The following is a 23123-nucleotide window of genomic DNA, read 5'->3' as shown; positions in this document are numbered from 1 at the left end:
GCCAATATGGATCGAACGGACCTGGGACCGTGCCGGCGTCGGTCGGATTGCCACCCGGCGTCGGCATCAGGTTCCCGGCCGGGCTCCGAGCGCGCGAGAAGAGCTGTGGCCGCGCGTTCCTCGGCCGGTCGCGGAACCCCCGGGCGCGAGCAGGCCACTGACAGGCAGACTAGACCACGGATTACGTCCTCGTCAGAAGGATCTGACGAGGAAATCATACCGAAGTATCCCTTGAGCGCCATATCCCTGGCCATCCTTAAGTCACCCCTCAGGAAGCCCCTCGGATATCCTCAGCCCTCCCTCGGTATCCCCCACCGCGCCCGCGGGCACTCCCGGGCGACCGATCGGGCCGTCCACGCGCCCGCGCGCCCCTCGCCGGCGGCCCGACGGTTCCCACAGGCCAGTGATTTTCGCCAGCGGGTGACGCCCTCCGGCCATGAGGTGACATTCCGTCAGTAGGCGATATTCCGTCGGCCGGTGGCATTCTGTCGGTCGGTGATATTCCGCCAGCCGGTGACATTCCGTCATGAGGTGACGTCTCGGGCCAGCGCGTCGAGGGAGTCCAGGTAGCGGTCGACGTCGGCCTCGGTGTGCTGCACCGACAGTGTCCACTCCTCCTCCCGGCCCGGCGCCATCAGCACGCCCCGGTTGGCGTTGTACAGCCACGCGAGCTCCGGCAGCGCCGCGTTCTGGTGCGCCATGAAGGAGGTGTAGTCGCGAATCGGCGCGTCGGTGAAGTGGACGCAGCCCTTCGAGCTGATCCCGACCGTGTAGCCGGGCAGCCCGTGCCTGCGAAGAATCTCGTCGCAGCCTGCGATCAGCAGCTCACACAGCCGGTCCAGGTGGGCGTAGGCCTGCGGGGTGAGGACCTCCAGCAGGCTCGCCCGGGCCGCGGCCATGGTCAGCGGGTTGCCGTTGAACGTCCCGACCTGTTTGACCCGGTCCGACGCCACCACCTCCATGATCTCGACGGTCGCGCCGACGGCGCCGGAGGGCAGGCCACCGCCGAGCGCCTTGGCAAGGGTGACCATGTCGGGCCGGACGCCGAACCGCTCGGTCGCTCCCCCGGGCGCCACGCACAGCCCGGTCTTGACCTCGTCGAAGATCAGCACGATGCCGTGGCGCCGGGTGATCTCCCGGACGGCCTCCAGGTAGCCGGGCTCGGGCAGGATCACCCCGAGGTTCATCATCGCGGCTTCCATGATCACACATGCCGGTGGTCGCCCGTCGGCGGCGAGCGCCTCGATCCGCCGTTCCATGGTCGGGGCGTCGTTGAACGGCACCGGTACGGTCAGGTCGACAACGGCCCGCGGTATGCCTTCACCATAGGCGAAGGACGCCATGTTGTCGGGCGGGCCGATCTCGTCGTACGGGGTGCCGATGGAGACCATCACGTAGTCGTGGTGGCCGTGGTAGGAGCCGAAGATCTTGATGATCGTCTCGCGCCCGGTGATGGCCCGGGCGATCCGGATCGCGTCCATCGTCGCTTCCGAACCCGAGTTGAGATAGCGCCACTGCGGCAGGCCGAAACGACGGGCCAGCTCCTCACTGACGATCACGGAGTCCTCGGTCGGCATGGCGAAGTGGCTGCCCAGCCCGATCCGCTCCCGCACCGCCCGGACGATCGCCGGGTGCGCGTGCCCCTGCACCATCGACCCGAAGCCGTTGTGGAAGTCGCAGTACTCGCTGCCGTCGACGTCCCATACCCGGGAACCGCGCCCGTGCGTGAGGTAGATCGGCCAGGGATCACGGGCCTGGTAGGACGACGGAACCCCACCGGTCATCGACCGCACCGCCCGGGCGTGCATCGCCCGTGAGCCCGGGGTGCACGCCTGTAGCCGCAGTTCCTCACGCTCGGTCAGGGCGGCCACCCGCTCGTCGCGACGGGCCGACAAGGCGCCTTCCTTCGGTTCGGACGCTGTTCCGGCCATGTGCTGCGCCCCCTCCCAGTGACCTCGCTTCCTCCCAGTGACCTGGGAATCCGGAAATCGCGAGGACCCGATCGGGCCGCTCGGACCACCGGCGCTCGGTATGGAAAGCGTAGCCCGCCCGGCACCTGCCGACCCGGTTCACGGCTGACGCGCAAAAGACAGGACCGTCCTACCGCCGGCCTGGCGCGAAGCACCAGGAATCCGCACCGACCACCGGCTCGGAAATACCGGGCTCATACCGGATGAATCACTCCGGCAGGCTTCCCGCTACTTACTGAATTCCTATTACTTACGGACTGCCAGTTACTTGCGGAAGTATCCGACAAAACAAGTCATGCTTACTCCTGGTTCGCCCGGTCCGATGCGGAGAGGCCCGACAGGGACGGCGTTGCCCCGCCATCATCATCCGGGCGAGGCCCCACCACGCGCCCGGCAGGCACCCGGCAGGCGGTGCGCACACCGCGTCCGCGCCACACCCGCACCGTGCCTGCGCCATGCCCGTATCACGCGCCGGAGCCCCAGCCGGACCGAGCCGGCAGAACGAGCCGGCAGAACGAGCCGGCGGGACGAGCCGGCGGGACGGCGGGGCTGTTGCGACGATGCCCGGGACGTGCGCTACTTGCCTGCATGCCACACCCCGCGCCCGCGTCACACCCCGCCCAGCCGCGATCCGCCGCTCAGCCGCACCCCGCCCAGTCACATCCCACGGTGGAGGAACCGGCGGGGCCGGGGCCGCTGCTGCACCCGTTCGCGCGTCCGGCGGCGCCCGCGGGGTCGTTCCTGCGGATCGTCTCCGGCCAGGGCGCGTACGTCACGGACGACTCCGGCCGTCGCTACCTCGACGGGGTGGCAGGCCTGTGGTACTGCGCGGTCGGACACGGCCGCGAGGAGATCATCCAGGCGATCGCGGCACAGCTGCGGGAGCTGGACGCGTTCCACCTCTTCGAGCGGTTCAGCAACGCCCCGGCCGAGGCGCTCGCCGAACGGCTCGCCGCGCTCGCGCCCATGCCACAGGCGCGGGTCTTCCTCACCAACGGCGGGTCCGAGGCGGTGGACAGTGCGGTGAAGATCGCCCGTCTCGCGCACGCCCTCGCGGGCCGACCGGAGCGGACCATCATCATCAGCCGCTCCCCGAGCTATCACGGCGTCACCTACGGCGGGATGACCCTGACCGGCCTACCGGCCAACCGGGAGGGATTCGGCCCCGGTGTCGGCGACGTCGTCCAGGTCGGCAAGGACGACCTGGACGCGGTGGGCGCGGTGCTGGCCGGCAACCACGGCCGGGTCGCCGCGGTGATCGCCGAGCCGGTGATCGGTGCCGGTGGCGTCCACCCGCCGCGGCCGGGCTACCTCACCGGGCTGCGCGAGCTGTGCGACCGTCATGGCGCGTTCCTCGTCCTCGACGAGGTGATCACCGGATTCGGGCGGCTGGGGAACTGGTTCGGCGCGGGCCACTTCGGCGTCCGGCCCGACATCGTCACGTTCGCCAAGGCCGTCACCAGCGGCTACCAGCCGCTCGGCGGGGTGCTCCTCGGCCCTGCCGTGCACGAGCCGCTGGGCCGTCCGGAGGTGGTGCTGCGGCACGGCGGCACCTACGCGGGGCATCCGGCGGCGTGCGCGGCCGCGCTCGCCAATATCGGCCTGCTGGAGTCCGAGGGCCTGATCGACCGGGCGCCCGCGATAGGTGACCGCCTCGCGGCCGGGCTGCGCTCGGTGGCGCGGACGCACGGCCTCACCGACGTCCGCGGCCGCGGCGCCATGTGGGCGGTCGACCTGCCAGCCGGGGTGGACGCCACCGTGACCCGCGACCGCATGCTCGCCCACGGTGTCATCGTCCGTCCGATCGGCGCGTCGACCCTCGCCTTCTGCCCGCCGCTGGTCGTCGACCTCGCCGAGGTGGACACGCTGTCGGACGCGCTGCGGGCGGCCCTCGACGCCGGCCCCGGTCCCGGGGCCTGATCCGGCTCCGGGACCTGATCCGGGCCTGAAGCCCGCGTCGGCCCCGCGCCCGACAGGGCCCCCGCACCGGTGGCGGCTGCCGGGCGCGGGGTCGGCCATCAGGGCTGGTAGACGTCAGGGCTGGTAGACGGACTGGAACAGGCTGTTCCACCCGACGGCCTCGAGCCGGCTCAGGACGCGGTAGCGCCGGAGCCGGGAAAGATCCGAGCGGACCGGGAAAACCAGCGGGCTGTCGGCGGTGGCGACCAGCTGTGCCTGCGCGGGTCCGCTGGCGGCGCCCGCATCCCGGATGATCTTATCCCGCGCGAACGGGACGGGGGTGATGTAGTTGATGCCTTCGGCGAGTTTCGCGGCGATGTCGGTCTGGTAGACGAAGTTCATGAAGGTGATGGCGTCCACCGGATGTGGCGCGGTGATCGGGATGCACATGCTGTCGGTCCACAGGATGCCGCCCTCGGCGGGAATCACGAAACGCAGGTCGGCGCCCTCGGAGTTGGCCTGGAAAATATCCCCGGACCAGGCCATGGACAGCCAGATGTCCCCCTTCTTGAGTGGCTCGATGTAATCCTGCTGGTAGTAGTCGCGGACGATACGGGCGTCCCGCTGCCGGCGCAGGAGCTCCGCGGCCTTCTGCCAGTCCGCCGGCGTCGAGGTCTCCGGTGTGATCCCCATCCCCACCAGGGTGAAGTTCGGCAGGTCCCGAGCGTCCCCGAACATCCCGACCCGGCCCGCGAAGGCCGGGTCGAACAGGTCACGGAAGCTGTTGATCTCCCGGCCGGTACGGTTGGGGTCGTAGGCGATCCCCGTGATCCCCGACTGCCAGGCGACCGTGAACCGGTTGTTCGGGTCGTAGGAGGGATTCACCACGCTCTCGTCCGCGTTGGCGAAAAAGGCCGGCAGCCGGCCCGCGTCCAGCGGCGCCAGGTGGTTGCGCCGGATAAGGTCGGCGAGCACCTGCCCATTGGGGATGACCATCAGGTCGTAGCCGGTCGGGCGGCTCGCCTCCAGCAACGGTCGGATCCCCGCGTAGAACGACTCGTCGTTCTCGATGACCTCGCGGTAGGAGACCGTGATGCCGGTTGTGCTGGTGAAGACGTCGAGCGTCGGATGGCTGTTGGGCTGGCCCGGGGAGGTGTCGATGTACAGCGGCCAGTTCGCGAAGTCGAAATGACCGGCCGGTGTCCGGCCGGTCCAGTACTCGGCGATGCCGCGTGCCGGCAGCGGACTCGGTTCCGGGGGCAGCGGTGGCGGTGCGGGGTGCTCCTTGCTGCATGCCGCCAGCAGGGCGCCACCGCCGGCCAGCGCGCCGGACAGGCCCAGGCCGGCCAGGCCGAGGAACTCCCGCCGCCCGATCCCGCTCCGGCCCGCTACCGGCCGTCTGTGTGCCCCCCGGCGTGTGGACGTCCGTGGCATGGTCAGGCCGCGCAGCAGGGCGGGATGGCAGGGATCACAGCGGCCCCTGTCCGGCGTGTCGGCGGCGGAGCCTCCGGAGCTCGGCGTCATCTCGACCTCTCCAAAAATAGACGAAAAGTAGCGACACCACTGCTGATCGCTGATTACGATCGATGCCTCTCTCGCCTATATTCAACTGCGTGTCCGAATGACTACTTTTAGGACCACAATGTGGCCCCACGGTACGGACACCACCAGCGCGCCGCCAGCACGATGATCATGCTGTTCCCGCGGCCGCGGTCGGAAAACCGACGTCCAATCGGAGCAACCAGTACCAGTGGACGAGAGTCCAACATGTGCGACAGCCGGAACCGGTTCGGTTCGGGAGGAGTGGATGACCATGGCGCTGGTTCATCACGATCCACACGACGGGGTTCTGACCACCCGGATCGGTCAGGCAGAGATCACGGTTCGGCCCGAACCACCGGCCGCCGCGGGACAGGCTCCGGTGATCCTGCTACGTCTGGACGCCCCGATGCTCGACGCCCTCGCCGCCGCCTACCTCACGCCCGAAGAGGCCCGCCTGCTCGCCGAGGTGCTGCTGCGTTCGGCCGACCTGCTACGCCCCGCAAGCCCCTGGCGCACCCCCGGCACCTGAACCCACGGCACCTGACCACGGGACCGGCCCAGTGGAACGCGACGTGACGGAACAACAACCGTCCCGCCCTCGCCGCCGGGCACGAAGACCGGCCGGCGTCCCGCCGCATTCCGACGGTATTCATCGAATCTCAACAGGCTGACGGCGATTTGTAACTGGTCAGGTCTGGTAGATCGTTTGTTTTTGGTTTCCCGGCTGGCTGGGACTCCTCGATGGCCTGAAGGCCCGGGTCGTTGGTGCTGTGTGGTTGATCGGGCCGTAGGGTCCGGGTGTGTCGGATGGTCCGCCCGCGTCGCCGCCGGTGCCGTCGTATGACGAGCTCGCGGCGCTGGTGGTGAGTCTGCGGGCGCAGCTGGTCGAGACCGCTGCGGCGTTGGAACAGGCGCGGGTGCGGATCGCCGAGCTGGAAGCTCAGGTCGCGAAGAACTCGCGGAACTCGGCGAAGCCACCGAGTTCGGACGGGCTGGCGAAACCGCCACCGAAGTCGCTGCGGAAGAAGACCGGCCGCAGGCCCGGTGGGCAGGGCGGGCATCCGGGATCGACGCTGCGGATGCTCGCTGAGCCTGATGTGCGCCTGCGGCATGAGCCGGGGCCGTGTGCGGGGTGCGGGGCGGGGCTTGCGGGCCGGCCTGTGACCCGGACCGAACGGCGGCAGGTGTTCGACCTGCCCGAACTACGTCCGCATGTGGTCGAACATCAGCTCATCGAGCGGGAGTGCGGCTGCGGGACGCGGACGAAGGCGGCGGCACCGGCGGGTGGACGCGCCGGTGCAGTACGGGCCGCGGGTGGCCGCGGCGGTGGTCTACCTGTATTCCGGTCAGTTCCTGTCGCAGGAGCGGACCGCGACCGCGCTGGCCGAGCTGGTTGGGATCCCGATCTCGGCGGGCACGGTCGGTGCGATGACCGCCCGTGCCGCCGCCGGACTCGACGGCTTCCGTGACACCGTCCGGGGTCTGCTGGCCGCCGCCGACGTGATCGGGGCCGATGAGACGGGGCTGCGGGTCGCCGGGAAACTGCACTGGGTGCACTGCGCCCGCACCGACAAGTACACGCTGATCGACTGCCATGCCACCCGCGGCAGCGGCGGGATCGACGCCCTCGGGGTGCTTCCCGCCTTCGGTGGGGTGGTGGTCCACGACGCCTGGGCCCCCTACGACAGCTACACCGGCGCCACCCACCAGCTGTGCGTCGCTCACGTGCTGCGCGAACTACAGGCCATCGTCGACGCGGCCCCGACGGGAACCTGGTGCTGGGCCGCCCAGGCAGGCGACGCGCTCGTCGCCCTGCACCGCCTCGCCGTCGACGCCGCCACTACCGGCGTCACCATCGACGAGCAGGCACCGGCCACCCAGACCCGGCAGCTGCGCCACGCCGCTCACATCGGGATCAGCCAGACCTCGCCGCGCGGCACGAAACTCATGGCCGCCCGCCATGCCCTGGCCTGCCGGCTCGTCGACCGCGAAGCCGACTACCTTCGGTTCACCCGCGACTGGCGGGTTCCCGCGGACAACAACGGCTCCGAACGCGACATCCGCATGATCAAACTACGGCAGAAGGTATCCGGCTGCCTACGCACGCTCACCGGCGCCCGCCAGTTCTGCGCGATCCGCAGCTACCTGTCCACCGCCACCAAACACGGCATCAGCCTGTTCGACGCTCTCGTCCAACTTGCCGAGGGCCGTCCCTGGATGCCCGCGATCAGCTAACTCAAGATCAAAAACTACCTGACTAGTTACGGCGATTTTACGCTGTCGATATCCGGACAGGCTCACCGCGGCACGATGACCTCGTATTCATCCGAGTCAGCGGATATACCGGATGAAAGCTTTTACGGCTGTGGGGAGCATCATGCGTGTGTCCGTGCCATCCGCTGTTCCCGTCACCCTGGTGGTCGCCGCGGCGCTCCTGCTGGTGACGGGCTGCAACGGTAGCAGCAGCGGTAGCAGCCGCTCGTCCAGCGGGCGATCGTCGCATGTCTCGAAGTCGTCCGACAGCAATCGGACGGGAACGACGGGAACGCAGCGCTCCACGCCGCTGGCAACGGCGTCCGCCAGCACCTCCCCGGCGCGGGATGGCGATGTCGACGGCGACGGCCGCACGGACTCGATCGCCCTTCCCGCCGCTGGCACACTCCGCGTCCGCTACGCGACCGGCCACACCGACGAGGTTCCCTTCCAGGGCAACCCGGATCTGACGGTGCAGGGGGTACTCGGCTCGGTCGACGCGGACCGGGACGGGCACGCGGAGGTGTTCGTCCGGGTCGACCGGGGTGCGGGGCTGCAGGCGGCAACGGTCTTCCGATATGTCGGTTCCCGGCTGCGGCTGGTCACGCTCGACGGGCAGCAGACGTCGCTGCCCTACGGCGCCTCACTGCGGAACGCGGCGAAATGGGGATGCCGCCGCACGCAGTCACCGGCCGCCGCGATCGAGATCTGGACGGGCACCAGCACCGACGGCAAGAGCTATCAGGGGCGCGCCACCTTCTACAACTTCTCCGACTCCCGCCTGATCACCCGCGGTCAGTCAACCCCGACCCCACCACCGCAGAACCTCGCCTGCGGCTCGGTGACACTCACCTGAGAACCCAGCCACACAGCTTCCACACCCCTGGCGCTCCGTGAAGGTGTCAGCAGTCTCGTTCTTGTATCTGAACCTGAGACGAACAGGTGAGATCTGACGGCATTCCGCTCTGTCCATGGTCGCCGCGGCGGCCCGAGGAGCCGCCGGTCCCGGGGTGGAGTCGGGGAGTCCGGCCGAACCTGCGACTGCGGCCTCCAGCCGGCCGCGGTGGTCGGTGTGACCCACCGATGGGCGGCGCGTACGTCCTCGACGGCGTCGCCCCCGCGGAGGACGGTGTTCACCAAACCGCCCGCAGATAGTAGAAAATCCCGGAAGCCATCTGGCTTCCGGGATTTTCTATAGTAGCGGGGACAGGATTTGAACCTGTGACCTCTGGGTTATGAGTCGGCCGGCAGTCATCCCGGCCCATACGACGGAGTCCCAAACCACCTGATATCAGATGATTCCGTACGTACGTCAGTCCTGAACGTCTCAAGGCGTCCGCCCTGACGGCGCCCGTCTCGGTCACACATCTGGTCACCTGCCGATCAACTCGCACCAACTCTCCGGTCGAGGGGCGCGCCCTGCTGGGGTACCGGTGCCGCCTGGGCGAGCCAGGCGGCGCTGTAGGCGGTGGCCGCGACCGGCAGCGCGACCAGGACGGCGTAGGCCATGCCGGCACGGCGTAGCCGCAGGGCGTAGGAGGCGCACCAGGGGGCCTCGGCGGCGTACCGCCACAGGGCCACCGGCGAGGCCGGCGGGCAGACCAGCGGCGGCCACCCCCGGTCCCGGTCACCCACCGCCACCGGGCCGGGCTCGGGAAGACTCCGAAGACTCCGCTCGGAAGCCTCGCGCGCGTAGGCGCCTGCGTAGTGACTCCTCCCCGGCAGGCCCACCGCCGGGACCATCGGAGTCTCGGGAGTCTTCGGAGTCTCACTCACTGTGGCTCCCGGCCGATCTGCTCGCGGCGCAGCATCTCCGCGAGGTAGGCCAGATGGACCGCGGCGTCGTCGCCGACCTGACGGGCCCGGCCGGGCGGGACGTCGCAGAGCGCGCCCCGCAGGTAGTCCACGGCCGCCATCAGCCGAGCCGTCGGCGTCGTGGCCTTCGCCCGGCGGGCGACGTAGTTTGCCCGCCGCCGCGACCAGCGGGCCTCGATCGCCGTTCGGCGGGCCGGGCGGCTACGGGTCGGGCTCACCGGCCCGCCCCGACCGGCTCGGCGCGAAGCTCGCGCAGCAGGGCGTCAAGCTTGCGGGTCCCGGCCCGCTGGCCCCGCTCCTTCAGTCCGGCGTGCAGCGTCGAGCGGGTCAACGGCCGGCCCGCGGCGGCGAGCTCGTCACGGACCTTCCGCCCGTCGCCGAGAAGATCCGCCACGTCCGCCTCGCCACCCGGTGTCGTGGCCGCCTCGGCGGCGGGGGCGGGTAGTTCGGGGGCGTGGAACTGTACGGCCGGCAGCCGCGGCCCCGTTGTCTCCGCCGACGTCTGCGGCAGCGCCGGAGGCGGCGCGGCCGGCGTGGGCGTCGGGCCGGTGAGCGGCTGGCGCGGCGGCGGAACCGGCATCGGTGCCGGTGCCGGTGCCGGTGCCGGGCCGATGTCCGCCGGGGTGGGCAGCGGCCGGCGGGTGTGCCCGTCGGTGTGCTGGCCGTTGTGCTCGGCGGGGTCGTCGTCGCCGGCGGACAGGCCGGTTCGGGTCCACGCTGCGGCGACCGGGACAACCACTGCGACGTGGTCAGACGCCCCGTTCGCCCCGGCCTCGACGGCCGGGAAATCGGCGGTGGCGGCGGGCGTGTGCCCACCGTCGGGCGCGGTGCCGCCGTCGCGGAGACGGCCGTATCCCTTCGGCTCCGTGATGCTGTCCGCCAGTTCGGCCCCGGCATACGAGGGACGCGCTGCCGCCCCTCGGACCGGCGACGTACGCGGCGGCACATCACCTTCGGCCGGGGTCTCGTCGGCCTCTGCGTGAGCGGGCTTGGTGGCCTTCAGCCCGGCGACCAGGCCGAACGCGAGGACCGGCCAGACCGCCATCAGCCCGACCCACACGCCCGGGTCGCCCACGATCGGGCGGGCGTCGCCCGGGGTGGTGGGCCGGTGCAGGACGGCGACCAGGTTACAGGCGCCGGAGAACACCACCGCGCAGATCACCACGAACACCGCCCACTTGATCGGCGAGTCGACGCGACGCCGGGAGGTGATCGCGGCGGCCAGGGCCACGGCGACCAGGACCCGGCCCAGCCGCCACGCCACCACCGCGCCCACACCCAGCGCGATCGGCAGCCACACCGGAACACCCGGGTCAGTCATCGCGGACCCCGCGGTGCGCACGCCGCAGCGCCGCCCGCACACCGGCCATCACGCCACCACCGCCACAGGGGACGGCCGCCCCGGGAACGTCGGGTCCGCCCCGCCGCCACGAACAGCCCGCCGGGGCGGCGCCGGCCGCGCGGCCTCGGCCAACGCAACCTCAGCGGCCGTCAGACCGGCGGGCCGATGCGGGCGGCCGCTGGCACGCTCCTCGGCTTCTCCAGCACGCGCACCTACCCCTACATCCAGGCCGGAGGACTCCCCCACCCTCGGAAAACCACCCACGGTGACGGGGAAGCCACCAGGGAAGCGGCCGAAGGCCGGGGAAGTTTCCCCACCCGCCTCCCCAACCCGCTTCCCCTGGCTCACCAACCCGAACACTGCTCCGGGGAAGCGGGGAAGAAGGCCCCTCAGCCCCTGTCCGTGCCCCGCAGACGACCGGACAGCCCCACCCGTGCGCGGGCTTCCCCACCCCCCGGATCACACACAGCAACGGGGATTCCGCCAGGGAGGCAACCGATCGTCAGGGAGTTCTCCCTGACCGCCTCCCTGCCCCACCTCCCTCGCAGCGACCAGGGCGAACAGTCCCACAGGGAGGCAGGGAGGCGGCGCCCCACCCCCCGACGGACCCCCCGGAAACACGCTCCCCGCAGCCACCCTCGCGCCTCTCTCCCTGCCTACCGACCGCCCGATCAGTTACCGACTGTTGCCCCACCGGGTCGCCTATCCACGCCTCTGCCTCCACGCCTCACCCCCCGGGCACGACGTGGCGAAGCGTGCGGACATGGTAACGGAGATGAGATGCCCCCGCCCCGGGCCGGAAATACGGCGCGTCCCGGTGGGGACTTCCGGCGGGGGGCATCTCAACAAGGGGATTCACTTACCGTAACGACGTACGGCTCAGTTGGGCCAGTTGTGCCAGTCGGGCCACCATGGGAATCCTGGCAGAGCTGGCCCAACTGCGACCATGACGGGCCATAAAACCACCAGCTAGCCAAGATCATCCGAGGCGGTCTCGGAAATGATCCAATCGATGTAGTCCGGATTTGCGTCCGCAATTGGTGTCGCGACCACGCAGGGTACTTCGTACGGATGTTCCTGACGAGTTCGCTGGATGATCGCAGGTACCAGGCTCGCACGCGTGTGGAGTGTCGCCTTCACCTCGGTGGTGTCGTGGAGCTGGCCGCGCCATCGGTACAGCGACCGTATAGGCGTGATGTGCCCTGCGGAGCACAGACGATCGCTGATGAGGCGACGAACGAAGCCCGCCAACCAGTCCGGGTCCGCAGCAGTGATGACGACCTCGGACACCTTGTGGTCGCTCACGCTGGGACCGCGCTGCCGTCCTTGAGGCCCGCGATGAGGGCGCGTGCCTCTTCGTCGCTGCGCGCCATCGCACCCCAACCAGTGATGATCTTTCCGTCGTAGCTGAGTCCGACCCACCGTCCGACCATGTGGACGCCATGGGGGTGCAGCACGAAGTACATCGTGCCTTTCGAGCGGACAGCACCGTCGTCAGCGGCGTACCACCCCATGAGGACTTCGTTGTCCCAAATGCGCAGTTCTCCGCGCCAGAGGTACCCGCCCTCCTCAAGGGTGACGTTTCCTCGGCTCAGCGCGTCGACCTCGATGCGGTCGCCCTGCTGACGAAACCGCGCCTCCTGACAGGTGATCACTTCTTCGCCATCCATGAACGTCTGCCAGGAGGACCACCACGTACCGGTGAGGTCAACACGCTGCCCGTGCTCACCTGCCAACTCGGCCACCGAGATGCCCAGCGCTTTCGCAATGGCGACCGCGACGGACAGCACGGGTTGCTGCTCGCCGGCTTCGTACCGGCGGATCTGCCGCTTGTCGACGCCGGCCGCCTTCGCCAGGTCGACTTGCGAGATCCCCAACTCGGCCCGTCGCTGGCGGATCACTTCAGCCATCTGCACCCTCCCATCGTTGGGGACTTCTCAGTCCTTGACAACGGACGCTTTAGTCCCCAGTCTATGGGACGTATCAGTCCTCCGCAGACCTGAGACAGGCCGGCAGGGGACGAAAAAGCCCGGACGGGGTGGCATCCCCATCCGGGCCGGGTGCATCGGGCTCCCCCACGAGAGGAACGGAAGATGCTGGTCAAGGATACGTCCACGCTGTCGATCAGGGACAGCCTCACCGCCGCCGGCTGCGGTGGTGTTCCGTGCGTCCTGTGCGGGTCGCCGGACTACGACGAGACCTCCTACGGGCCGACGGTGTCCTACGCCCGGCCGGTTGTCCCGCTGTCGTTTGAGCTGATGGTGGCGGCCGTGGCGTACTGCGGCGCGACCGACGAGGAGCTGTCGACCCCGGCGCAGGTCCGCCACCAGATCGACTTGTTCATCGGGTTCCGCGGCATCGACGCCGCGCAACGGTTCGTCGAGCGGGCCGGCACGGCCGGGTGGGACGCCGACGAGGCCGCCGGCTGGGCGTTCTCCCGCCAGGCGGTCGCGGCGATGCTGACCGCCGAGCGTGCCGCGGCGGGTGCCCGATGACCGCCCCGACGCTCACCCGCCCCACGCCGCCTGCCGGGGCTGTCCCGGCGGGTGCGCCGGCCGGCTATCCGGTAGGGGACATCGCCGCCGCGTTGCGCTGGCTGGCCGCGGAAACCCTCCGCCTGCACGACCTGGTCCTCACCGGCGCCCCCGCGGAGATCCCGGCGGAGACGTCGCCGGCCGGCGGGTGGGAGCCGGCCCTGACCGTCGCCGACGTCCGCCGGCTGTGCGCCGACCGCGGGTGGAGCAACGGCCGGCTGATGCTCGCGCTGCGCCGTGCCGCCGACGACCGCGGCACCCGGCTGCCCGACGACGAGCATCTCAAGCGCACCGTGTCCCGGTGGCGCAACGGCCACACCGGCCTGTCGGTGTTCTACGCCGATCTGCTCGGCGACGTCTTCGGCGCCCGGTTCGCCCCCGGCCGGCCCCCGGCGGGACCGGTCCGGTGAGCGTGGCCAATCCGGCGACCCGCCGGTACCTGTTCGCCGCGTTCGGGGGCCGCTGTGGCTACTGCCTGACCGCTACCGCCGACCACCTTGACCACCTGGTGCCGCGGGCGGCCGGGGGGAGCAACAGCCGGTTCAACCTGATCCCGGCCTGCACCCCGTGCGGCCGGTCCAAGGGCGCCCTGTCGATCGCGGACTGGGTGTCCCGGCAGGCGGCTGGCGCCACCACCACCGGCGCAGCTGCGCCACCGGCACCGGCACCGGCGTACCCGGTGCCGAGGAAACCCGTGACCCGCCACCCGGCCCCGGCCTGACCCCCACACCCTGGCCTGGCCACCCCACGCCACGGCGGACCGGGCCGGGCCGATCGACCGGCAACGGCGCACCGGACACCACCCCGTCGCTCAATCGGCCCAGGTCAGCCCCGGGAATCGGATCGACCCGCCGATCGGACCGCCCCGGCATCTGCACAACGAGATGCGCCCTCCCTCCGGAGCGGGGGGCGCATCTCCTCACCGGACGCGGTCGACCAGCCGGCCGGGCCACCTCGAGTGCCGGCCCGTCCACACCACCCACACCCGCCCCTGTTCCGACGTTTCCGGAAAGGCGCCGCCCGTGCTCCCCCCTGAGCCACACCCACCGTCCGCCACCCGGCCACCGGTCCACACCGGACCGTCGGCCAGTACCGGTACCGGTACCACCGAGCCACCGGCCCGCGCCAGGCCACCGGCCGGCACCGGTACCACCGAGCCACCAGCCGGCGTGGGCATTGCCGATCCGTCGCGGCTGGCCGGCTGCGGCACGTCGACCCGCCGGCAACTGCTACTCACCTCTGCCGCCACCGTGCAGATCCGCCCGGTTCACTGGACCTGGCAGGACCGCATTCCCGCTGGCGCGCTCACCGTCATCCCCGGACGGGAAGGCATCGGCAAGTCCCTCGCCCTGGCCTGGCTGTCCGCGCAAATCACCCGTGGCACCCTGCCCGGCCGCTTCGCTGGTCAGCCCCGCGCCGTCGTCTACGCCGCGTCCGAAGACTCCTGGGAGCACACCATCGCCCCCCGCCTGCACGTGGCCGGCGCTGATCTGGACAAGGTGTTGCGTGTCGAAGTCGTCCACGACGGCACCGTGGACGCGCTCACCCTGCCCGGTGACTGTGACGCGCTGGCCGTCGAGATCGACCGGCACGGCGTGGCGCTACTGGCCGCCGACCCGCTCCTGTCACTGATCCACGCCGGGATCGACACCCACCGGGACCGGGACCTGCGTACCGCCTTGGAACCGTTGGTGCGCATGGCCGAACGTACCGGCTGCGCCGTCGTCGGCCTGGCCCATTTCAACAAGTCCAACAACCCGGACGCGCTCAACCTCATCACCGGCAGCCGGGCGTTCTCCGCGGTCGCCCGTGCCGTAATCGCCATCGCCCGCGACCCCGAAGACGCCGACGGCGCGTGCGTACTCAGCCAGGCGAAGAACAATCTCGGCCGTCTCGACCTGCCGTCGCTGCGCTACGTCGTGGAATCCGTCGACGTGCCCACCGAGGAAGGCCCTGCGCAGGTGGGCCAACTGGTATTCACCGGTGAGTCCGACCGGTCAGTGGCCGACATCCTTGCCGATGCGTCTCGGGGCGGTGACAGTTCCCGGCGTGCCGACCGCGACGACGCCGCCGCCTGGCTGACCGACTACCTCACCGAACATGACGGCCACGCCCCGTACGCCGAGATCGCGCAGGCTGCCCGTGCCGACGGCATCCCGGAACGCACTCTCAAACGCGCACAGAGCCGCGCCGGAGTGATCAGCAAGCGGTCCGGGTTTCCCGCCACAGCGGTCTGGTATCTCCCCACCGATGACGGACCGTCAGGCTCCAAGCCAGTTGGGCCACAGTCCAGCCAGTTCGGCCAAGGCTTCCGCAGCGGCCCAACTGGCCCAACTGGCCCAACTGCGGCCTCTTCTCAGCACGGACAGCCACCCCGCCTTGTGGTCGTTCCCGGCCCTTCCCCGGCAGGAGACAGCAGCGCATGACCCCGCACGCCATCGCCCACGCCGACCAACTCACCGCCGCCTGCCGAGACGCCTTGACCGCCCTACACGCGATCGCTGAGGACGGCCGGGGCTACCTCGCCGAACGCCCCGCCGCCGTTCCATGGCTGGCCGCGCAGGCGTCCGTGTTCGTCCGCGCGCTCACCGTCGGAACCGTCGAGCTCTGCCCCCATCTCGGCTCGTCCCCACAGGTCGTGCACGCCGCCGCATGGGCACCCGGCCGGCTGGTCTGCACCGGCTGTGTGGCCGCCCTGCGCCCCGGCCCGGACGAGGACGCCACCTGTGACCGCTGCCGGTGCAGACCCCGGCGGCTGTACCCCGGCGCCGCCGCGTTCGGCCCGGTCCTGCTCGCCTACGGCCTGTGCCCGTCCTGCCTGCGCGTCACCGGTCTTGCTCCCGCCCGCGGCCGCACCCGCGCCGGCCGTCGCTAGAAGGGGCGGCCCGCCATGACGACCACCATCCACGCGAATAGCGACGGCTCCGGCGACTACGACCAAGCACCCGCCAGAGCCGTCCGTCCCCGTCCGCTCGAAACGGAAAGAGGCCCCGTCATCGTGACGCACACCATCACGCAACGACACACCGAAGATGTGGTCTTCACCGTTCCTTCAGATGATCGACCGTCGACACCGACAGCCGATCTTGCCAACCTTCCGGCTCTGCTGACCGTGCCCCGCGCGGCGGAGCTCTTGGGCCTCCCACGTGCGTCGGCATATCGGTATGCGGCAAACGGCGAACTTCCGACTCAGCGTCTCGGCGGCCGGGTGTACATCGTCACCGCGCAGATCCGTCACCTGTTCGCCGCTCGGGAGAGCGCGTGACCGCCGAACCTGGAAGACGTGGACGCCTGGCCGTCCCCGGTATCACGGTCTACCAACGCGGCAAGACATGGTCGTATCGGGTCGACCTCGACCCGCATCCCCTGACTGGCAAGCGCCAGCGGGAGAATCGCGGCGGGTTCGCCACCGATGATGAGGCGTGGAGCGAAGCCCTGAAGGCGCGCGGGGAGCTGGAAGCCGGACGACACGTCAAGCGGTCCCGGCGCAAGGTTCGGCAGTTCGTCGCTGAGTGGCTGGCCGCGATCGAACCTGCCGTGAAACGGTCGACGTACGTGAACTACGTCGATTACCTCGACGCCTACGTTCTGCCTGTGCTTGGTGACCGCCGGCTTCAGGACATCACGGTAACCGTGCTCAACACCTTCTCTCGGCACCTGCTGGAGAACGGCCGACGCAAGACGAACACCAACCTGACCATGTATGCCTACTGGGCGCGGCAGACCAGGGCAGACCGTCCAGTCACCGCCGCCGAACTCGCCGAGGTAGGCAAGACCACCATCCACGCTGGCCGCGCCGCTCTCGGACGCTACCGACGCGGCCGGGTCCCCCGCGACATCGGTACCGGTCTGGCGCCGAAGACGGTACGCAACGTCCTGAACATGTTGCACAAGGCGTTCGGTGACGCCGTGGTATGGCGGTACATCGAGATCAACCCCGCTGAGCACGTCGTCAAACCACGTGTTGGCCGGCACCGGCCGACCACCTGGGATGCCGTCCAACTCGGTACCTGGGTGCGGGCCGCAGACGTCGACCGGTTCCGCGCGCTGTGGATGCTCGCCGCAACCACGGGCATGCGCCGGTCGGAGCTTGCCGGCATCGACCGGGATGGGCTCGACCTCGACGCCGCCACGCTCGTCATCGCGGATACCCGTGTCGTGGTCGGCGGCAAGGCGATCGACGAGGACGGCAAGAGCGACAGCGGCCGGCGCATGATCGCCCTCGATGCGCCCACCGTGGCAATCCTGCGGGAGCATCTGACGATGCTCGACCGGGAGCGTGAGTCGTGGTCCGGCGACTACCCGGATCACGGGAAGCTGTTCGTGTACGAGGACGGCCGGCCCATCCATCCCGACACCATCACTCGCCGGTTCAACCGGCTGGTCGACCGGGCCGGGCTTCCCCGCATCCGGCTGCATGACGTCCGACACAGCTACGCCACCGTGTCGATCGACGCCGGGGCGAACCCGAAGGTCGTCAGCGAACGCATCGGACATGCCAGCCTGGCGTTCACACTCGCAACCTACGTCCAGCGGACCGGCGACCTCACCCGGGAGGCCACCACCGCCACCACCGTCACGAACCTGATCCTCGGAAGGGAGGAAACGAAGGATTCCGACGTCACAGACGACACCAAAGAGCCGGAAGAAGAGGACTGACCGGGCCTCCGCGCGGCGCCTGGTCACAAGGTTGGTCACATAAACGCGAAAACGCCCCCGGAGAGATATCTCTCCGGGGGCGTTTTCCCTGGTAGCGGGGACAGGATTTGAACCTGTGACCTCTGGGTTATGAGCCCAGCGAGCTACCGAGCTGCTCCACCCCGCGTCGGTGTGCCTTCACCATACAAGACGCAGGGTGGGGGGTGTCAAACGGACGTGATCGAGTCTTCCGGTGGGCTGCCAGCCAGTCGCCCGCGGGCCCCGACGGCCGGGCCCGTCCTCAGCGGGACCACATGGTCCTCCCGGACTCCCGGCGGACGGCTATCCTCCCGGCGCCCCGGCCGGCGCCACGGTGGTCGGTGGCGCGGCCGGCGCGGCGTCGGGAGCGGCGGCCGGCGGCGGAGAAGGCGGCGGCTCGGGGCTTGCCGGCGGCGACGGTGGCGGTGGCGCCGCGGTCAGCCGTCCCAACCGGTCCAGGGCGTCCGCGAGATCCTTCTGCGCGTTGCCGTAGGCGGTGAAGTCGGGCGGGTCCTTGCGCAGCGCGTCCTGCCCGGCGGTGAAGGCACGGTCGGCGTCGGCGATCGCCTGCCGGATCTGCGGATCGTTCGTGCCGCCGCCCGGCTGGGGGCTCTCCGGTCCCGTGCCGCCTGTACCACCTGTGCCGCCGCCGGGCGTGCTGTCGGGAGCCGTGCCGAAGACCTGGCTCAACGCCTCGCCCAGGGTCGGCGCGAAACCGATGTTCTCGCCGTAGACGGCCGCCACCCGTTGCAGGGTCGGATACACGGCGTTCTCCCGCGCCTGGACGTAGTACGGCTCGACGTAGAGCAGCCCGCCCGCCACCGGCAGGGTCAGCAGGTTCCCCTGAATGGTCCGGGAGCCCTGGCCTCGTAGCAGGTTGAGCTCCTGGGAGATCTTCGCGTTGGACTCGATGAGGTTCTGCACCTGGACCGGCCCGTTGATCGTGACGCCCTTCGGCAGTTGCAGGACCTGGAACTCGCCGTAACTGCCGGGATCGCTCGACACCGCCATGTAGGCGGCGAGTTTCGACGATGCCCGCGCCAGCAGCGGGGAGGTCAGGTTGAAGGTGGGCTGCGACTGCCCGACCAGCTGGCTGTAGACGTAGAACGGCGGCTGTGTCTGGTTCTGGTCGTCCGGGGCCGGTGAAACGGCCCAGAAGTCCTCCTGTGAGTAGAACTCACGCGGATCGGTCACATGGTAGGAGGCAAGAAGATCCCGCTGCACCTTGAAGAGGTCCTCCGGGTAGCGGAGATGGCTCAGCAGGGACGCTGGAATGTCCTTCTTCGGCTTCACGCTGCCCGGGAACGCCTTCATCCAGGTCTTCAGGACGGGATCCGCCTCGTCCCAGGCGTAGAGCGTGACGGTCCCGTTGTAGGCGTCGACGGTGACCTTCACGGAGTTCCGGATGTAGTTGACCTCGTTCGCGGCCTGGTTGGCCCGGTTGGCCACCCGGGTGGTCACCGCGTCCGCGGTCACCGAGTCGAGGGTGCGGCGCTGGGCGTAGGGATATCCGTCGGTGGTCGTGTAGCCGTCGAGAATCCATGTCACCCGGCCGTCGATGACCGCCGGGTAGGGGTCGCCGTCCAGGGTCAGCCAGGGTGCGACCTTGCTCACCCGGTCCCGCGGGTTACGCAAGTAGAGGATCCGGGAGCTGTCGGTGATGTCGCTCGACAGCAGGATGTTCTTCTCCTGGAAGCGCAACGCGAACAGGGCCCGCCGGAACGTCGAGCCGATCGAGACGCCGCCGCTGCCGTCGTAGCTGGTCGTCGCCTGGCTGCCCGCGGCGTCGCCCGGCCCGTCGATCTCGGCCTGCCGGGTGCCGACGATCGAGTAGTCCGGGGACATCTCACCGAAGTAGACCCGGCTCTCCCGCACGTTCAGCGGGCCGGTCGGCGGCAGGTTCTGCTCGGTGAAGACCGGGCGCCCGGAGCTGTCGACGGTGTTCGCCGGTGCCGCGACGAATCCCTTGCCGTGGGTGTACGTCAGATGCAGGTTGATCCAGTTCCGCTGCTGCGGCGCGAGACCGCCCTGGTCGAGCTCACGGACGGAGGCCACGTAATCCTGGGTGCCCTCACGCCCGTCGGAGCCGGCGATGGTGTAGCGGTCGATGTCGAGCGAGGCCGGGAACCCGTAGTAGCCGCGGATCTGCTGGAGCTGGTCGTAGGTCGCGGAGAGCACGTTCGGGTCCAGCAGGCGGGCGTTGGACAGCGTCGCCGAGTCCGCGCCGAGCTTGGTGGTGTCGGGTGTGGTGGACGCGTCGTAGGGCTGCGGTCTTATCTGGTCGATCCCGTACGCGGCGCGGGTGGCCGCGATGTTCCGGGCAATGTAGGGCGCCTCCCGGGAGGCCTCGTTCGGCCGGACCTGGAACTGCTGGACGATCGCCGGGTAGATACCTCCCACCACCAGGGCGGACAGCACCAGTATTCCGGCGGACAGCAGGGGCAGCGTCCATCCCCGCTGGAAGATGTTGTAGATGAACAACACCGCGCACAGCAGTGAGATGAACAGCAGGATGAGCTTCGCGGGAAGTACCGCGTGCGTGTCGGTGTAGGACGCTCCGTGCACCGCCCCGCGTGAGGAGAAGACCAACCCGAAGCGGTCGAGGTAGTAGGCCCATGCCTTCAGCAGGGCCAGCAGGCCCAGCAGGACGGATATGTGCGCCTTCGCCGCCGGCACCACCCGTTCACCCTGCGTCTGCAGCCGGATACCGCCGAACAGGTAGTGCGTCACCAGCGTCACCAGCAACGACAGCACCACGATGGTCAACAGAAAGCCGAGCAGGAAACGCTGGAACGGGTAGGTGAAGGCGTAGTAGCTGATGTCCCGGTGGAACTGGGCGTCGCGCTGCCCGAAGGACTCACCGTTGCGCCACAACAGCCAGGTCCGCCACCGGCCGGACGCCGAGACACCCGCTACTATGCCGAACAGGATCGACACGCCGAACAGGATCAGGACCGCGTACGGTTCGATGGCGGCCCGGTAGCGCTCGAGATTCTGCTGCTCGAGGGAGAGCGGGCGTACCGACGGCCGCAGCCGGTACGCGAGCAGCAGGTTGGCGCCCACCGCGACAGCCATCAGCGCGCCGAAGATGACGAACAACAGGATCCGCGTCGACAGGACGGTGTTGAAGACCTTGCCGAAGCCGACCGACCGGAAGAAGAGCAGGTCGGTGTAGACCCGGGTGAAGACGCCGAGCAGAACGACCAGAACGATGAGCACGACCAGAGTGGGGATGAGGATGCGGGTACGCGCCACCAGTGGCCTGCGGGCTGCTGCCACTCGCTTCTCCTTGTGTCGGGGGCACACGACCGGGTTGTCCACCTGGAAGGCAACCTACGCCAGTGCCCGACTGGCACCATCGGAGAGGATGGGCTAGTGAGCAGCCCCGACATCAGTGAGTTGACCTCCGTTGTGCTGGAGGTCGAGCGGCACGTGGCCGATCTGGGCTGGGACCAGCCCAGTCAGGTGTACGCGCTGGCGGACACGTCCGACCTCGTCGCCCGTGAACCGGCCCTGGCCGCGCACGTCGGCCAGATCGTCCCTGGCTCGCTCACCCCGGTCGAGCAGGAGCCCCTGCCCGTCGGGCGCCTCGACGAAGTACTGGCCGGCATCGGCTGGCCGCCGGAGGTTCTCGGCTGCGTCCTGGTCACCGAACTCGTCGTGCTGCCCCCGAGCGCCGAGCAGGAAGCCCCCTACGAGGAGGCGGACATCGAACTCTGGGCGGCCAACCATCCCGAACGCCAGGACGTGCGGCTCGCGGTCGGGGTGACCCGCGACGGGCAGCACGCGTCCTGCCTGCGGGTACGTGGGGACGAGGAGCTGGTGGTCGACCCGGACCTCGCCGACGGCCTCGTGGACGGCCTGCTCGCAACCTTTCGCTGACCACACCGGCCGCCCGTTTCCCGACCGGGGCGGGCCTGCCGGCCGGTGCGTCCGTCGGGTGGCCGGCAACCAGCCGCCCGGGACGGTTGTTCTCAGGCGGGTGGGGCTTCTCAGACGGATGGGATGCTCAGCAGGTGGGGACGTTCGCCTGGGGGTTGTCGGCGAGGGCGTGCAGGTCGCCGATGGCGTCCTTCAACGTTTCGACCCGGATGAGCCGGAGGCCGTCCGGCGCGGACTCCCGGGCGTCCGCGCAGTTCCCGGCCGGGACGAGGAAGGCCATCGCACCGGACCGGCGGGCGCCGAGGAGCTTCTGCTGGATGCCCCCGATCGGCCCGACCGTGCCGGCGGCGTCGATGGTGCCGGTGCCCGCGATCGTCTGGCCGCCGGTGAGCTGTTCGGGCCCGAGAAGGTCGACTATGCCGAGAGCGAACATCAGCCCGGCGCTCGGCCCACCCACGTCCTTGAGCCTGATCGTCACCGTGAACGGGTAGCTGCGCTTCTCGGTGGTGATGATCCCGATGACCGGCCGGCCCTGGTCGTCCGGCGCGGGCACCGTTGTGATGTCGGCCCGCGCGGGCTCGCCGCCGTCCCGGACGTAGGAGATGGTCACCGGCTGCCCGGGGCGGACCCGCGCTATCTCGTCCCGCAACTGCCCCTGTGTGGTGACAGCGGTGCCGTTGACGGACACGATCACATCGCCCGGCAGCAGCTTGCCCTCGGCGGGCAAGCGCTCACCGAGCCGGTAGACGACCACGGACGTCCCGGTCGCGGCGACACCGAGCTCACCGAGAGCCGCGGCGGTCGCCTGGTCCTGCGAGTCGATCATTGCCACGGTGTTTTCCTGGCGGATCTGCTCGTCACTGGTGCCCGGCGGCTGGACCAGTTCCCGGGGCACCACGGCCTGGTCGCTGTTGAGCCAGCCGCGGACCGCGCCGAGGACGTTGAGCCGGGGAATCTCCTCGACCGTCGTCAGCTCAAGCCGCCCCGAGGTCGGGTAGGTCTGCCGGCCCTCTATCTCGATCAGCGGCTTGCCGTCGGGACGTCCGAGCGTGTCGGTGACCGGCCCAGGCGAGAGCAGCACGAACGGCACCGGCAGCCACAGCCCGATGACCACGAGCAGTAACGACAACGTGGACGCAACAACGAGTGTCTGGATACGCCGCGTCATGTTCGCAGTCTAGCGGGTTGACAAAAGGGCGATCATGGCTG

General features: G+C 69.9%; 21 protein-coding genes, 1 tRNA gene and 1 pseudogene. 13 read left to right on the top strand and 10 right to left on the bottom strand.

What is annotated here, in order from left to right; genetic code table 11:
* Positions 1–524: 524 nt before the first annotated feature.
* A complete protein-coding gene (locus FSYMDG_RS04685; RefSeq protein ID WP_013872438.1) occupies positions 525–1931 on the bottom strand; it encodes an aspartate aminotransferase family protein in 1407 nt (468 codons plus the stop codon).
* A 708-nt stretch (positions 1932–2639) separates the two neighbouring features.
* On the opposite strand from FSYMDG_RS04685, the gene FSYMDG_RS04680 reads away from it, so the two are divergent.
* The gene (locus FSYMDG_RS04680; protein ID WP_202797675.1) at positions 2640–3890 is read left to right on the top strand and encodes an aspartate aminotransferase family protein; all 1251 of its coding nucleotides are present in this window, start codon (positions 2640–2642) and stop codon (positions 3888–3890) included.
* 114 nt (positions 3891–4004) lie between these two features.
* On the opposite strand, the gene FSYMDG_RS04675 is transcribed toward FSYMDG_RS04680, so the two are convergent.
* Positions 4005–5393, bottom strand: a complete 1389-nt coding sequence (locus tag FSYMDG_RS04675) for a polyamine ABC transporter substrate-binding protein (RefSeq protein WP_013872436.1) — start codon at positions 5391–5393, stop codon at positions 4005–4007.
* A gap of 289 nt (positions 5394–5682) precedes the next feature.
* On the opposite strand from FSYMDG_RS04675, the gene FSYMDG_RS04670 reads away from it, so the two are divergent.
* The 4 genes and pseudogenes from FSYMDG_RS04670 to FSYMDG_RS22695 all read left to right on the top strand — a co-directional run bounded on the left by FSYMDG_RS04670 (position 5683) and on the right by FSYMDG_RS22695 (position 8520).
* The gene (locus FSYMDG_RS04670) at positions 5683–5940 is read left to right on the top strand and encodes a hypothetical protein (protein ID WP_013872435.1); all 258 of its coding nucleotides are present in this window, start codon (positions 5683–5685) and stop codon (positions 5938–5940) included.
* Between the two features lie 271 nt (positions 5941–6211).
* A pseudogene (locus FSYMDG_RS29530) lies at positions 6212–6424 on the top strand (DUF6444 domain-containing protein); the annotation flags it as partial.
* Positions 6425–6707: 283 nt separating this feature from the next.
* Entirely contained in the window at positions 6708–7646 is a 939-nt protein-coding gene (gene tnpC / locus FSYMDG_RS27015) for an IS66 family transposase (RefSeq protein WP_237702993.1), read from the top strand.
* A 142-nt stretch (positions 7647–7788) separates the two neighbouring features.
* On the top strand, positions 7789–8520 hold the full coding sequence (locus FSYMDG_RS22695) for a hypothetical protein (protein WP_050803331.1): 732 nt from the start codon (positions 7789–7791) through the stop codon (positions 8518–8520).
* A 527-nt stretch (positions 8521–9047) separates the two neighbouring features.
* Here FSYMDG_RS22695 and FSYMDG_RS04655 read toward each other — a convergent pair.
* The 5 genes from FSYMDG_RS04655 to FSYMDG_RS04635 form a co-directional block, all read right to left on the bottom strand.
* A complete protein-coding gene (locus FSYMDG_RS04655) occupies positions 9048–9440 on the bottom strand; it encodes a hypothetical protein (RefSeq protein ID WP_013872433.1) in 393 nt (130 codons plus the stop codon).
* Complete coding sequence (locus FSYMDG_RS04650; protein ID WP_013872432.1) at positions 9437–9697, bottom strand: hypothetical protein; 261 nt, start codon at positions 9695–9697, stop codon at positions 9437–9439. Before FSYMDG_RS04650 ends, FSYMDG_RS04655 begins: the two co-directional genes overlap by 4 nt.
* Positions 9694–10800 (bottom strand): hypothetical protein, encoded by a 1107-nt coding sequence (locus FSYMDG_RS04645; RefSeq protein ID WP_131772172.1) that lies wholly within the window; start codon positions 10798–10800, stop codon positions 9694–9696. Before FSYMDG_RS04645 ends, FSYMDG_RS04650 begins: the two co-directional genes overlap by 4 nt.
* Before the next feature lie 990 nt (positions 10801–11790).
* Positions 11791–12126 (bottom strand): divalent-cation tolerance protein CutA, encoded by a 336-nt coding sequence (cutA, locus tag FSYMDG_RS04640; RefSeq protein ID WP_043602961.1) that lies wholly within the window; start codon positions 12124–12126, stop codon positions 11791–11793.
* On the bottom strand, positions 12123–12731 hold the full coding sequence (locus FSYMDG_RS04635) for a helix-turn-helix transcriptional regulator (RefSeq protein WP_013872429.1): 609 nt from the start codon (positions 12729–12731) through the stop codon (positions 12123–12125). Before FSYMDG_RS04635 ends, cutA begins: the two co-directional genes overlap by 4 nt.
* Positions 12732–12914: 183 nt before the next feature.
* Between FSYMDG_RS04635 and FSYMDG_RS04630 the strand changes: the two genes are divergently transcribed.
* The 7 genes from FSYMDG_RS04630 (at position 12915) to FSYMDG_RS04595 (ending at position 18014) form a co-directional block, all read left to right on the top strand.
* Positions 12915–13316: a hypothetical protein gene (locus FSYMDG_RS04630; protein WP_013872428.1), complete on the top strand. Its 402-nt coding sequence runs from the start codon at positions 12915–12917 to the stop codon at positions 13314–13316.
* The gene (locus tag FSYMDG_RS04625; RefSeq protein WP_013872427.1) at positions 13313–13765 is read left to right on the top strand and encodes a hypothetical protein; all 453 of its coding nucleotides are present in this window, start codon (positions 13313–13315) and stop codon (positions 13763–13765) included. The genes FSYMDG_RS04630 and FSYMDG_RS04625 overlap by 4 nt, the downstream gene beginning before the upstream one ends.
* Positions 13762–14076: an HNH endonuclease gene (locus FSYMDG_RS04620; RefSeq protein ID WP_013872426.1), complete on the top strand. Its 315-nt coding sequence runs from the start codon at positions 13762–13764 to the stop codon at positions 14074–14076. The genes FSYMDG_RS04625 and FSYMDG_RS04620 overlap by 4 nt, the downstream gene beginning before the upstream one ends.
* Before the next feature lie 301 nt (positions 14077–14377).
* Complete coding sequence (locus tag FSYMDG_RS04610; protein WP_013872425.1) at positions 14378–15781, top strand: AAA family ATPase; 1404 nt, start codon at positions 14378–14380, stop codon at positions 15779–15781.
* The gene (locus FSYMDG_RS04605; protein WP_013872424.1) at positions 15778–16230 is read left to right on the top strand and encodes a hypothetical protein; all 453 of its coding nucleotides are present in this window, start codon (positions 15778–15780) and stop codon (positions 16228–16230) included. Before FSYMDG_RS04610 ends, FSYMDG_RS04605 begins: the two co-directional genes overlap by 4 nt.
* Positions 16231–16245: 15 nt before the next feature.
* Positions 16246–16620 (top strand): helix-turn-helix domain-containing protein, encoded by a 375-nt coding sequence (locus tag FSYMDG_RS04600; protein ID WP_013872423.1) that lies wholly within the window; start codon positions 16246–16248, stop codon positions 16618–16620.
* The gene (locus FSYMDG_RS04595) at positions 16617–18014 is read left to right on the top strand and encodes a site-specific integrase (RefSeq protein ID WP_013872422.1); all 1398 of its coding nucleotides are present in this window, start codon (positions 16617–16619) and stop codon (positions 18012–18014) included. The genes FSYMDG_RS04600 and FSYMDG_RS04595 overlap by 4 nt, the downstream gene beginning before the upstream one ends.
* Positions 18015–18103: 89 nt before the next feature.
* On the opposite strand, the gene FSYMDG_RS04590 is transcribed toward FSYMDG_RS04595, so the two are convergent.
* Together FSYMDG_RS04590 and FSYMDG_RS04585 are read right to left on the bottom strand one after the other, a co-directional pair.
* Positions 18104–18180, bottom strand: a tRNA-Met gene (locus FSYMDG_RS04590).
* Between the two features lie 155 nt (positions 18181–18335).
* Entirely contained in the window at positions 18336–21311 is a 2976-nt protein-coding gene (locus tag FSYMDG_RS04585; protein ID WP_013872421.1) for a UPF0182 family membrane protein, read from the bottom strand.
* 96 nt (positions 21312–21407) lie between these two features.
* On the opposite strand from FSYMDG_RS04585, the gene FSYMDG_RS04580 reads away from it, so the two are divergent.
* Complete coding sequence (locus FSYMDG_RS04580; RefSeq protein ID WP_013872420.1) at positions 21408–21914, top strand: PPA1309 family protein; 507 nt, start codon at positions 21408–21410, stop codon at positions 21912–21914.
* A 127-nt stretch (positions 21915–22041) separates the two neighbouring features.
* Here the strand turns inward: FSYMDG_RS04580 and FSYMDG_RS04575 are convergent, their stop codons facing one another.
* Positions 22042–23082, bottom strand: coding sequence for a YlbL family protein (locus FSYMDG_RS04575; RefSeq protein WP_013872419.1), 1041 nt, complete (start codon positions 23080–23082; stop codon positions 22042–22044).
* Between the last annotated feature and the right edge of the window lie 41 nt (positions 23083–23123).

Origin of the sequence: Candidatus Protofrankia datiscae, assembly GCF_000177615.2 — a bacterium.
In the GTDB taxonomy this organism is placed as follows: domain Bacteria; phylum Actinomycetota; class Actinomycetes; order Frankiales; family Frankiaceae; genus Protofrankia; species Protofrankia coriariae.
This window is presented reverse-complemented; position numbering and strand designations above follow the sequence as displayed.

Coding starts and splice junctions, on each gene's coding strand:
- FSYMDG_RS04685 (WP_013872438.1), bottom strand. CDS start 1,931: ATGGCCGGAACAGCGTCCGAACCGAAGGAAGGCGCCTTGTCGGCCCGT.
- FSYMDG_RS04675 (WP_013872436.1), bottom strand. CDS start 5,393: ATGACGCCGAGCTCCGGAGGCTCCGCCGCCGACACGCCGGACAGGGGC.
- FSYMDG_RS04670 (WP_013872435.1), top strand. CDS start 5,683: ATGGCGCTGGTTCATCACGATCCACACGACGGGGTTCTGACCACCCGG.
- FSYMDG_RS22695 (WP_050803331.1), top strand. CDS start 7,789: ATGCGTGTGTCCGTGCCATCCGCTGTTCCCGTCACCCTGGTGGTCGCC.
- FSYMDG_RS04645 (WP_131772172.1), bottom strand. CDS start 10,800: ATGACTGACCCGGGTGTTCCGGTGTGGCTGCCGATCGCGCTGGGTGTG.
- FSYMDG_RS04635 (WP_013872429.1), bottom strand. CDS start 12,731: ATGGCTGAAGTGATCCGCCAGCGACGGGCCGAGTTGGGGATCTCGCAA.
- FSYMDG_RS04630 (WP_013872428.1), top strand. CDS start 12,915: ATGCTGGTCAAGGATACGTCCACGCTGTCGATCAGGGACAGCCTCACC.
- FSYMDG_RS04625 (WP_013872427.1), top strand. CDS start 13,313: ATGACCGCCCCGACGCTCACCCGCCCCACGCCGCCTGCCGGGGCTGTC.
- FSYMDG_RS04605 (WP_013872424.1), top strand. CDS start 15,778: ATGACCCCGCACGCCATCGCCCACGCCGACCAACTCACCGCCGCCTGC.
- FSYMDG_RS04600 (WP_013872423.1), top strand. CDS start 16,246: ATGACGACCACCATCCACGCGAATAGCGACGGCTCCGGCGACTACGAC.
- FSYMDG_RS04575 (WP_013872419.1), bottom strand. CDS start 23,082: ATGACGCGGCGTATCCAGACACTCGTTGTTGCGTCCACGTTGTCGTTA.